The sequence below is a fragment of the Serratia sp. OS31 genome, assembly GCF_014164835.1.
Lineage (GTDB): Bacteria > Pseudomonadota > Gammaproteobacteria > Enterobacterales > Enterobacteriaceae > Serratia > Serratia liquefaciens_A.
Genome location: NZ_JACJFQ010000018.1, coordinates 105,962 through 116,070, shown reverse-complemented (window position 1 = coordinate 116,070; position 10,109 = coordinate 105,962). Strand labels below are relative to the sequence as shown.

General features: G+C 40.8%; 12 protein-coding genes. 4 read left to right on the top strand and 8 right to left on the bottom strand.

Going from position 1 to position 10,109, the window contains the following annotated elements; all coding sequences use genetic code 11:
• Positions 1-134: 134 nt before the first annotated feature.
• Both H5P17_RS16110 and H5P17_RS16105 read right to left on the bottom strand, forming a co-directional pair.
• Positions 135-374 (bottom strand): hypothetical protein, encoded by a 240-nt coding sequence (locus tag H5P17_RS16110; RefSeq protein WP_182823971.1) that lies wholly within the window; start codon positions 372-374, stop codon positions 135-137.
• Positions 375-386: 12 nt separating this feature from the next.
• Positions 387-698 (bottom strand): hypothetical protein, encoded by a 312-nt coding sequence (locus H5P17_RS16105; protein ID WP_182823970.1) that lies wholly within the window; start codon positions 696-698, stop codon positions 387-389.
• Positions 699-799: 101 nt separating this feature from the next.
• Here H5P17_RS16105 and hha point away from each other — a divergent pair, with 101 nt between their 5' ends.
• Positions 800-1,003, top strand: coding sequence for a hemolysin expression modulator Hha (hha, locus tag H5P17_RS16100; RefSeq protein WP_182823969.1), 204 nt, complete (start codon positions 800-802; stop codon positions 1,001-1,003).
• A 98-nt stretch (positions 1,004-1,101) separates the two neighbouring features.
• Positions 1,102-1,698 (top strand): hypothetical protein, encoded by a 597-nt coding sequence (locus H5P17_RS16095; protein WP_182823967.1) that lies wholly within the window; start codon positions 1,102-1,104, stop codon positions 1,696-1,698.
• Positions 1,699-1,738: 40 nt separating this feature from the next.
• Here the strand turns inward: H5P17_RS16095 and H5P17_RS16090 are convergent, their stop codons facing one another.
• The 6 genes from H5P17_RS16090 to H5P17_RS16065 all read right to left on the bottom strand — a co-directional run bounded on the left by H5P17_RS16090 (position 1,739) and on the right by H5P17_RS16065 (position 7,286).
• Positions 1,739-2,104 (bottom strand): hypothetical protein, encoded by a 366-nt coding sequence (locus H5P17_RS16090; RefSeq protein ID WP_182823965.1) that lies wholly within the window; start codon positions 2,102-2,104, stop codon positions 1,739-1,741.
• A gap of 347 nt (positions 2,105-2,451) precedes the next feature.
• A complete protein-coding gene (locus H5P17_RS16085) occupies positions 2,452-2,922 on the bottom strand; it encodes a hypothetical protein (RefSeq protein WP_182823964.1) in 471 nt (156 codons plus the stop codon).
• Positions 2,923-3,578: 656 nt separating this feature from the next.
• Positions 3,579-4,052 (bottom strand): hypothetical protein, encoded by a 474-nt coding sequence (locus H5P17_RS16080; protein WP_182823962.1) that lies wholly within the window; start codon positions 4,050-4,052, stop codon positions 3,579-3,581.
• 50 nt (positions 4,053-4,102) lie between these two features.
• Complete coding sequence (locus H5P17_RS16075; protein WP_182823960.1) at positions 4,103-4,696, bottom strand: hypothetical protein; 594 nt, start codon at positions 4,694-4,696, stop codon at positions 4,103-4,105.
• A gap of 61 nt (positions 4,697-4,757) precedes the next feature.
• On the bottom strand, positions 4,758-4,916 hold the full coding sequence (locus tag H5P17_RS16070; RefSeq protein ID WP_182823958.1) for a hypothetical protein: 159 nt from the start codon (positions 4,914-4,916) through the stop codon (positions 4,758-4,760).
• Between the two features lie 639 nt (positions 4,917-5,555).
• A complete protein-coding gene (locus H5P17_RS16065) occupies positions 5,556-7,286 on the bottom strand; it encodes a recombinase family protein (protein WP_182823957.1) in 1,731 nt (576 codons plus the stop codon).
• 297 nt (positions 7,287-7,583) lie between these two features.
• Between H5P17_RS16065 and mepS the strand changes: the two genes are divergently transcribed.
• Positions 7,584-8,159, top strand: a complete 576-nt coding sequence (gene mepS, locus H5P17_RS16060) for a bifunctional murein DD-endopeptidase/murein LD-carboxypeptidase (RefSeq protein ID WP_041414762.1) — start codon at positions 7,584-7,586, stop codon at positions 8,157-8,159.
• A 341-nt stretch (positions 8,160-8,500) separates the two neighbouring features.
• Positions 8,501-10,087 (top strand): cyclic di-GMP phosphodiesterase, encoded by a 1,587-nt coding sequence (locus tag H5P17_RS16055; protein ID WP_182823955.1) that lies wholly within the window; start codon positions 8,501-8,503, stop codon positions 10,085-10,087.
• Positions 10,088-10,109: the final 22 nt, after the last annotated feature.

Here is a 10,109-nt window from a genome sequence, read left to right as displayed (position 1 = left end):
ATCAGATGTGTATAAGTTACACAGTCAGTACTGAGCCGCTACATTTTGGCGGCTTTGATTTCACCATCATAGGGCTTGTCCCGATCATTTTACTATTAATACTATATATAATACCCAGCGATCGGGACAACTGTTTAAATCAATCCACTTTTAATATCACTTTTAATGACTTCAGCCATTTCCAGATAGGCATTTAGATTAGAACTACTAACTATGCTTTTGGCTATTGTACTATCAACAACATATACCATAGAAATTTTCTTTGTTAAATTAGCAACTACAAAAGTATAGTTCCCATTATCCAAAATAACAGTAATTACATAAACATTGCCATTTACATTATACTGACCAAACTGTGTTCCAACTACATTCATAACTTACCCCTTTCATTTAGTCTTCTCACATCTCAAATCAAAACTATCTAACCCATCTGGACTAGAGTACAAATGCCCGTAGTAATAACCATTATTTTCAGGATGGTTAACTACATTGATTTCTGAGTAGTATTTACGTTTTTCATCAGTTGCATACTTGAAAATTTCATAAGAAGCAGGTACTTGTTCAATACTCATACGGGTATAGTACGATTCATTTGTTCTCCACGAATCACCACGTATATCAGTACAGATGAAGTTAGGTATAGTTGCTGCGTGAAGTACTGGGGATAGCATAGCCAGTACAAAAAATATTCTTCTCATCTGTCGTCCTTGTTTTCAGTACTGTAGTAGTATCGCCATCATCTTAACCTTAGTGTAGAATAAGTACAAAGTATTCTCATTCAAAAATACACAGAGACTCTATGACCAAACAAGATTGGATAATGCAGCTCCGTCGCTGCGTAAGTATTGAAACGCTAGAGAGAATAATTGATAAGAACAAGTATGAATTGTCTGATGACGAACTTGAAACCTTCTATGCGGCATCTGATCATCGACTGGCAGAACTTACTATGGGGAGGCTATATGACAAAATCCCAGCTACTGTATGGCAGTATGTTAGATGAAATGGACAAATAGAATAATTATTGGTTTGGTTATAGTACTACTCAGTCTTGTGCTACTACTGTTGATTAGTACTATCTATTATAGTTTGGATAAGAAGATGGAAATAGGTTCATTGACAGACTGGCTTAGTGTAGGTGCTAACATCGTAATGGCAGTTACAGCAGTTGTTTCTGCAACATTATGGTTCACTCAAAAGGCTAAGCTTAACACTCTAGATATATCTCATAAGTTAGCATTTGACTTTGAAAATAATCTTTGGAAAATTAATGAGAGAATGTATTCCAATGTTTTATTAAGGAATGAAATTCATCATGATATAGTCCGCAAAGTTTCACCTAAAAAAGAAATAGAAAAATTGGTTCTTGCTGAGTTAGATAAAAAGACAACAACAGATCTATCAGAAATAGCATACCTGTACAGCAACATTACAAAACTGGAAAGGCACAATGTAAAAATCAAAGCAAGTTTATATGGTATATTTGAGGAGGTTATAAAGGCAAGAAACGACTATCTAAATAGTCATTACACATATCTTGGTGAACTAGCTTTATCACAAGATGACTTAAATAGTGAAAAGTTATCCAAAGCAAAAAACCTTCTTGAACGAAAAAAGAGGATTCTTTCCAACATATTTGAGAACAAACTTGCTAAGCTTGACATCAATAACGATTATGAATTTAAACCTTCAAAATAATATTTTTAGGGTATGGGTACATACCCTAGTAATTAACATGCTAAACTGCCTTTTTTATTCTACTTTCAGCCTTTATTAGAAAGGCCTTATCTCCGTCCTTGTTCCATATAGTATCATTTAGTCCCCAATGAATTATATAAATCTTTGCACCAGAATTTTCTACTATTTGGTCTGTGCCCTTACCAGTATAGAGTACAACATAATCCCCACTATTTAAGATAATTGCATCTAGACAATCAAAATCAAAAACATGACGTAGCTTATTAGATATACTACCATCACCACGATACGTCGTATCAGTTAATAGATAATTCCAAATGTTAACGTTATTACTAGTAGCACGTAGAGTTATTTTCTCTGTCGATAAGTCACCGTGATTTTCCACGTCTACAATTTCTAGTCCCATCTCAACTCTCCTAGATAAATTCATTCTGCCGTAGTACTTAAATTTACCATCTATTTCACTGCTATTTAATAAGGTGCTATCTATTTTCTAAAGATGATTAGATCTACATCCCCAGCAAAGCGAGGGTTCGAGGGATGTGTAATGATTATTCCATAGTGGTCACGTATGTTATGATAAAGCTTAGTGAACTCAACACAACTTCTAGAACTAGTACGTTTTGCTTCCCAGTTACCATTTTTATCTTGCTTTAGTTTGTAGTAAGGTGATTCAAAATCAAGAAATTCAATCATATCTCTGACCTCAATAACTTGTTAGTACTTCAACCTATCATGATGGGATCTTACTGTCTATTGTGACGAAACAACATCAAGCAGTCTTTTTACTAAGTCTTTTGAGTTTTTAATACTGTGTTCTTTTCCTTGAATATCTAATACTGTGATATCCTCTAGAAAATACACCTCCCCCTCATCCCCACTATCTATAACCATATCACTAGTTACTTTCAATACAACCCTTTCCTTTTCTTTTAATAAAATCCCTCTTTCCGTATATATATGACTCTTCATTCCATTTTCGTAATGCCGCCTAACACCTTCAATAACAGCTACTCTTTTGCCAATATTAACTATTTTAACCTCAATTTCATATGGTGCGTCATTTAACGAGTCTGATACTGCACGTGCTGTTATCAATAGTTTTTCTCTATCTCGCAGAGCTGTCCTTGCCGAGAAGAACAATGCAGTACATGCAATTATGAATGATAACGCACTAAAACTAATAGTAAGCAAATCTTTGTACTTGCTTGCGAACTCGGTCATCTATTGTCCTTTATAGTTCATCCTGATAGTACTTTATCATCGCCTCATGCAAGTACAAGTGCCAGTGCTACATGTCGAAATCACTATCATAGTGTTGTTCAATTGATCGGGTGTGTCAGTACTGCCTGTCGGCCATTGGGCGTCCCTACTCACGAACGGGGCGACGACTTGTCTTTCTACTTACTGACTTTTCAGTAGTTATTTTGAGTAGTTTTATCTAAGGGCTTTAACAGCCCGATCCCTAGACAAACGAAGTGCGTCAGTTACTAACAAGGCCGTTAAACTACCAAAAAATTTTGTGTCTTTTAAATTATTTTAGTTCTTTTCAATTACTTCTAATTCTTTAAAAAAAACCAAAAATGCCGAGTTCTTTTCGACTGAAAGGAGAAAAAACGCAAGTTTAATCCCTATTAATTTTTTTTAGTTAAAGCGAGGTACGAGCTTTGACTATAACAAGTTTACTTGGAGATTCTTTATTATAAAATTCGAATAGAGAATAATATTAATATAAGGTCGCAAGATGCGAACCAATACCACATATAGTGCGTAAGTCATTGATATTCCCACCATATATTGTGTCATCGTGCGAAGCAAACGCACCATCTTGCGAAGTAAATACCCATTTTGCGAAGTGGGTGGTCGCAACATAAAGTAAATCACTTCGCATCATCAATCATTCTCTGTAGTACTTCAATAAGTTCTTGTGCTGATCCGCCGTCATTGTATAGTTTGTCGATTTGATACTTCTGTACTGTCGTTGGGTAGTAATGACCATCCTTTGAAGTCTTGAATAACTTAATGCCTTTAGTATTAGCAATAACGAGTGATGCAGATAGCTGCTTAGTGATAGTTAGAAACTTTCTTACTGTGTCCTCTGTAGGTGCCGAATCACCACTAGTTTTCCCGTAGTAGTACTGGAGCCAGTACTTAACCCTATCCCTGCTAATTTCAGTGCAATTGAATAGTACGTAGTATACTTTCTCTTTTTGGTAGCCTTTCTTACCAGCACATTTGTTAATAATATCAATAACGATTGCTTTACCCTCAGTAGTAAGATCCGAATACTTAGAATTATTACCAGCAATACTAATAAATTTTGAGTTATCTGTTTTTTGTTGTTTTCCAGCCATTATAAATACCTTAGTTAGTTTTAGATAAGCCCCTTCGTCCGGGGCTTTCTTTATTTCGTTTCAATATTGTTGTCATAATCAGATTGGATACTGTCTCTGACTTCAGTAAGTCGAACGATAATGCGTTGATCAAGGCGTTGATCAAATCTGAATTCGTTAATGACGTTATCAAGCTCTTCAATCTTCCATAGCTGCCACTGCCTGTGTGCGTCGTGTGAATTTTTGAAATTCTTACATTCACGAACACCACTAACACTGCACCGAGCTCGAAAGTACTTTATTTGATGAATACTGACGCCCTTCGGTAATCCATTGTTCGCACCACCGTCATTCATCAGCGTATTGATTTTCTGCGGTATCCAACAACATTTATCAGGATGGTATTCTTTATTGCCTGCAATGAGCCAGTCCTTGTCAATGCACCAGTCTTCAATGTGAGTTTCTAGCCACCACCGTGCAAAGTTTGAGTAGGTTAACCATACAGTACTAACAGTCGCCCTTTTCTTAACTGTTTCTGCCTCTAGACGATCTTTCCACGCTTGGTAGCACTTTCGTTGAAGTACTGGCGTCAATCCCATTTCTATTTGTTTTTCAATATCGTTTACTAAGTCATTAGTACCAATCCCAGCTACTAGTTTTTCCATTTTCAAATTCCATTTACATATACCACCACGTGCGGGTGGTACTCCTTTCACTGCACTACTATTATTTCTTGGTACCTCCGAGAATTAGGAAATTATTAACAATATATTGTACTGCTGCCGCTCTTGTTTTAACGACCCCAGTACTGATAAGTTTATCAAGCCCTTCTGCTTGTAATGGTGTCAATCGTACTGTTACTTGTTCTGTTTTGTTGATTTTCATGAATTCATTTCCTTTGATTTTTATTGTAAAAAAACACCCCGCTGTCACCACGGGGTATTTTTCTTCTTTGGATATTACAACTTATTTATTAAATTGAGTAAAATACATTCCCTAATGCAATTCCAAGCTTTTCATCTCGAATCACAAAGGCTATTGTACTATCAGTATCATTACTACTATTTAGTATTTTCACTTTATAAAGCGTGAATAATACAGGCCAAAAAACACTGTTAAACTGTTCAATGTCTTCGGTTAATTCTAGATTATTGTCTTGAAGAAATCGTAGCATCTCATTTACCAGTACTAGATGTTCTGGTAGATCGGGGAATAGTACTTTTACTAGCCCACAAGCCGTTATAATATTAAGCTTGTACATCTATTGCCCACAAGAAGGCAATGCCCCAAATTATACTTATTGGGTTAGCGAGTATTAAAATGATTACTACGAAAATTGTAGATAGTACGATAAATTCTTTAAAAAATTGTTTCATTAGGTGTTCCTGTGCAGTTTCACTGTACTTATTTAGTGAATAACTACTAGAACACCCCTATTATACCTCGGAAATTCACGGCATTTCACCACAGACGAAAAAAACCTGCCCCTCTATTATAGCTGGAGTTATTTATTCTCTCGTTTCATTAACCTTCTTGTTTCAACACCGCATTAAGATGAGAATCCAAAAATTCTTTGGCCTCAGAGTCCACAAAGTCAACGATGTTCATCAAAAATAGATAATCATTCAATACCACTTCGCTTATGTTACAATCCAGTGAGAATACCCCACCTTCATCCTTAATGATTTTAACACTACGGCTTTCATATGTAGTACTCTCGCCATTCATTCTTATAACAACATCACCAGTCACAACACCTTTTTTGTCGGCTACAAGTACATGCTTTACTACATCGTTAACGTAAATCATCTCGATCAAACTAAACGATAGATCTTTTGTGTGATAAAGCTTAATTTTGTTCAACAAGCTAGATATCGTTCTTTCCAGTCTTGTTCTCAATGCTATCTGTGTTATATCAAACAATTCAGTACTTACTGCAAACTCACTTAAATCAATCTTTGATAATGAAAGTTGCTCTAATGTTTTCTTTAACAGTTCAAGTTCATCCTCAGAGTTTTGCAACTCTGTTAACATATCAAAACTTGGCTTCTTCCCACGCTCACGTAATTGAGTGATACCATTTTTATACTCTTCGATATGTGACATTAACGTTTTTACGCGTTCCTTAGTTATCACTTCCTGACTGTCATTGCTTTCGTACACCTGCCCTAAATCCATATTTCGAATATGATTGACTACAATCTTCTCTAATGCATCATATCGTATTGGCTTAGAGTAACATCCGCCCTTCTCTATGGTTTTCAAACAACCGACATAACGATACGCTCCAGCAGCACGCACTGTTAATGCCTCCCCACAGATCGAACATTTCAAAAGCCCATTTAGAATGGTAACTTTTCGATCATTACGTACACGCCTATTCTTATGATTACCATCCAGCCGGTTCAGTACTAACGTGAACTCATCATCAGTCACTATTTTTGGATACAGTCCTTTGATAACGTGTTCAGTGGATGATGATGTACCCTTCTCATAGTTTCTTTCCAAACTATTTGAAATGAAATCACCATTGCACCGAGGATTTCTCAACAGTGCACAAATCTTTGGAGTACTCCAACGTTTGTCTCGAATGATTTTTCCAACCTCATTCATTTTCTTAGCAATCGTAAACGAGCCATACCCTTGTAGGTACAGATCAAAGATCTCTCTAACGATCGATGCATTGGCATTAACCACATACTTGTCATCCAGTACATCTATCCAGAATGGAGTGTTCTTGATCATGTACTGCCCTGACTCCTTCGCCTTCTTCCTGCGAGAGTCCCACGCCGCCTTTATGCGTTTAGATTTTAAAGTTGACTCTTCGTGTGCACGGTTCGCGATTATTGATGAGATTGTGCTAGACCAAGGGTTACTTGGGCCGATAACTAGATTATTTTCAACATCGATGATATCAATGCCGTGTTCCGCAAGTTTTGATATGTATCCAGCCACACGGAAGGGGTTCTCTCGACTAAAGCGATCGAGCGATTCGACGATTAGTACCGAATCGTCAATCTCGTCCGATTCGACACGCATGAACAACTGACCTAGGGCGGCTGTATCGCCCATATTGGAGCCTTTCCAACCGCTGATGCCTGAATCAACAAGAATTTCATAATCGATGGTGGAAAGATTCAATCGTTCGGCATTCTGTAACAAATATTGTTTTAACTTATCTTCCTGACGGACCAAGCCATCACCTGAAATCTGTGCATCACTACTTACACGGCTGTAAAGGAAGCATTTTCTCATCGTCAGTACCATTATTTTTTATCGTAATGTTCCAAAGTATCACATTATGTTACATCACAAATTCATATAAAAAAGGGTGGAAAAAGGCTCGCAATCCCCAATTCGTTACGGTAATCTCGGATGCGTTTGTGCCTGGTTTAACCTGACTCAGCTTCAAATCCACTAAAAATGTGCGTTCCAGCACGTTTTCAGAGGTAACTGATTGTCGTTAAAACAGCTGCAGATTAGTCTCGTTCCGTTTGGCATTTTTCAGGTAGCGACTGACGTCGTTAAGGACTTCAAGGGAAAACAATAACAATGGTCAAATCTCAACCGTTTCTGAGATATTTTTTGCGGGTAGTACCTGCAATTGCCGCAGCGGTAATGCTCTCCGCGTGCAGCACGACTCACACTTCGAACTTGAATAACGCACAAACTGAGATGCGTGCAGTTAATGACAAAGACGGTCTTTTACTGCAAGCCTCTCAGGATGAATTCGAAGCAATGGTCCGTAACGTTGACGTCAAGTCAAAAATTATGGATCAGTATGCAGACTGGAAAGGCGTTCGCTACCGTTTAGGCGGTGAAACCAAGCGCGGCATCGATTGCTCGGCGTTTGTACAGCGTACTTTCCGCGAACAGTTTGGCATGGACTTACCGCGTTCGACCTATGAACAGGAAGACATGGGCAAGAAAATCTTGCGTACCAAACTGCGTCCTGGCGATCTGGTGCTGTTCCGCGCCGGCTCAACCGGGCGCCATGTCGGCATCTATTTAGGTAACGATCAATTCGTTCATGCCTCTACCAGCAACGGCGTGATGATTTCGAAACTGAGCGATAACTACTGGAATAAACGTTATCGCGAAGCCCGCCGGGTGCTTACCAGCAGCTGACGGCGCATGACCTGATTGTCCTGAATACCAAACGAGCGATAGAACGCTGCCCTCGGGCAGCGTTTTTTTTGCGCCGCTGCCTGCCCCCGGATTGAGAACTTATTATGCGTTCGCAGCGCTTTGCCCCTACCCCAGTATTTCGCGATATTATTTGTAGGAAACTACGCACCGATGAAAAACTCACCTATTATCGTCAAATGGGATAATGGTGGTTGTGCCTGATTTAAACGATTAACAACCGTTAAATAAACAGTAATGACTGCAATAGCGCCGTTGGGATATATTAGGCAGTCACTCTATAACAAAAACAAATTGATACGCCGTGCTCAGGGGGCAGGTTTATGGGCTTGAAAAGGGCATTTGCACGCCACGTCTCTCACAGGCGACGCAGCTTGGCTAAAAGCGCCATCGTAGCCCTGGTATTTTTTATCCTGTTCGTGGCGATTACACTCTCTTTGATTGACCACCAGCGCACCCAATATCAACACCGTGTTGAACAACGCACGCAGAAATTCACCGTCGACACGCTCAATAACCTGACGGAAATCATGCAGCAGTTAATGCCGTTGATTGACCACCCCTGCACCGCCAGCCAACCGGATATTACTTACCAGGCCGCTTTCCATTCCGGCGTACGTACCTTTATGCTGGTAAAAAATGGCTTTGCCTACTGCTCTTCCGCCACCGGCGACATGATGCTGGCGCTGAAAAATATCTATCCGGAGATTGACCCCCATCAGTCGCTGGATCTCAAACTGCAGCAAGGCACCCCGCTGGTACCGGGTAAACCGGCAGTCGCGGTGTGGTTACGTCAGCCCGGAAAGGAAGATTCCGGCATACTGGCGACGCTGGATATCGCACTGATGCCCTATCAGCTGTTCAGCTCCAACGCCGAACGGGCGCCGGGCATCGCCATTATTCTGGGCGATCGCGCCCTGACCAGCTTTAGCCCGAACCTGATGCCGGTCAATCAGTTGCCGGACGAGAAAGCCGATCGTATCTCCATCGCCAATACGCCGATGACCATTCTGTTTTATAACCAAAAACTCACGCCCAACGATATACGCCTGACGCTAATGGGCAGCCTGGTGCTGTCATTGATGATCGGCGTGTTGTGCTATTACATGCTGTTGCTGCGCCAAAGTCCGGAACGCGCCCTGATGCGCGGCATCAAGCGCAATGAATTCTTTATCGAATACCAGCCGGTGTTCCATACCCAAAGTGGCACCATCGGCGGGCTGGAGGCCCTTATCCGTTGGCAGCATCCGATCGAGGGCCGCATCCCACCCGATCTGTTTATTCCCTATGCCGAAAGCGAAGGGCTGATTGTTCCGTTAACGCGCCATCTGTTCCGCCTGATTGCCGAAGATGCGCCAAAGCTGGCGACGGCGCTACCGCAGGGGGCCAAGCTCGGTCTGAACATCTCCCCTTCCCACCTTAGCGCCCCCTCCTTCCACCACGACGTGTATGAATTGCTGGCGCAACTGCCGGGCGATTACTTTACGCTGGTGTTTGAAATTACCGAGCGCGGCATGGTGGAAGAAGGCAACGCGCTGGCGGAGTTCGACTGGCTGCACCAGCAGGGCATTGAAATCGCCATTGATGATTTTGGTACCGGCCACAGCGCGCTGATCTATCTGGAACGCTTTAGCATGGACTACCTGAAAATCGACCGAGGCTTCGTTAACTCCATTGGCCGCGATACGGTCACCGCCCCGGTATTGGACGCGGTAATTTCGCTGGCGAAAAAGCTGAAAATGCAAACCGTGGCGGAAGGCGTAGAAACCGCAGAACAGGTGAGTTTCCTGCAGGAACAGGACGTTAATTTTATGCAGGGTTACTATTACAGCAAACCACTGAGCATCGACAACTTCATGGCCTTCTGCAATGCCCATACGGTCATGGATCATCAGGCGCTAAAGGGCTGATCTTTTAACTTCTTTACCCTGC

Bases quoted from the DNA above. Each gene is read 5' to 3' on its own strand.
- H5P17_RS16110 (WP_182823971.1), bottom strand. From the start codon at position 374: ATGAATGTAGTTGGAACACAGTTTGGTCAGTATAATGTAAATGGCAAT.
- H5P17_RS16105 (WP_182823970.1), bottom strand. From the start codon at position 698: ATGAGAAGAATATTTTTTGTACTGGCTATGCTATCCCCAGTACTTCAC.
- hha (WP_182823969.1), top strand. From the start codon at position 800: ATGACCAAACAAGATTGGATAATGCAGCTCCGTCGCTGCGTAAGTATT.
- H5P17_RS16095 (WP_182823967.1), top strand. From the start codon at position 1,102: ATGGAAATAGGTTCATTGACAGACTGGCTTAGTGTAGGTGCTAACATC.
- H5P17_RS16090 (WP_182823965.1), bottom strand. From the start codon at position 2,104: ATGGGACTAGAAATTGTAGACGTGGAAAATCACGGTGACTTATCGACA.
- H5P17_RS16085 (WP_182823964.1), bottom strand. From the start codon at position 2,922: ATGACCGAGTTCGCAAGCAAGTACAAAGATTTGCTTACTATTAGTTTT.
- H5P17_RS16080 (WP_182823962.1), bottom strand. From the start codon at position 4,052: ATGGCTGGAAAACAACAAAAAACAGATAACTCAAAATTTATTAGTATT.
- H5P17_RS16075 (WP_182823960.1), bottom strand. From the start codon at position 4,696: ATGGAAAAACTAGTAGCTGGGATTGGTACTAATGACTTAGTAAACGAT.
- H5P17_RS16070 (WP_182823958.1), bottom strand. From the start codon at position 4,916: ATGAAAATCAACAAAACAGAACAAGTAACAGTACGATTGACACCATTA.
- H5P17_RS16065 (WP_182823957.1), bottom strand. From the start codon at position 7,286: ATGAGAAAATGCTTCCTTTACAGCCGTGTAAGTAGTGATGCACAGATT.
- mepS (WP_041414762.1), top strand. From the start codon at position 7,584: ATGGTCAAATCTCAACCGTTTCTGAGATATTTTTTGCGGGTAGTACCT.
- H5P17_RS16055 (WP_182823955.1), top strand. From the start codon at position 8,501: ATGGGCTTGAAAAGGGCATTTGCACGCCACGTCTCTCACAGGCGACGC.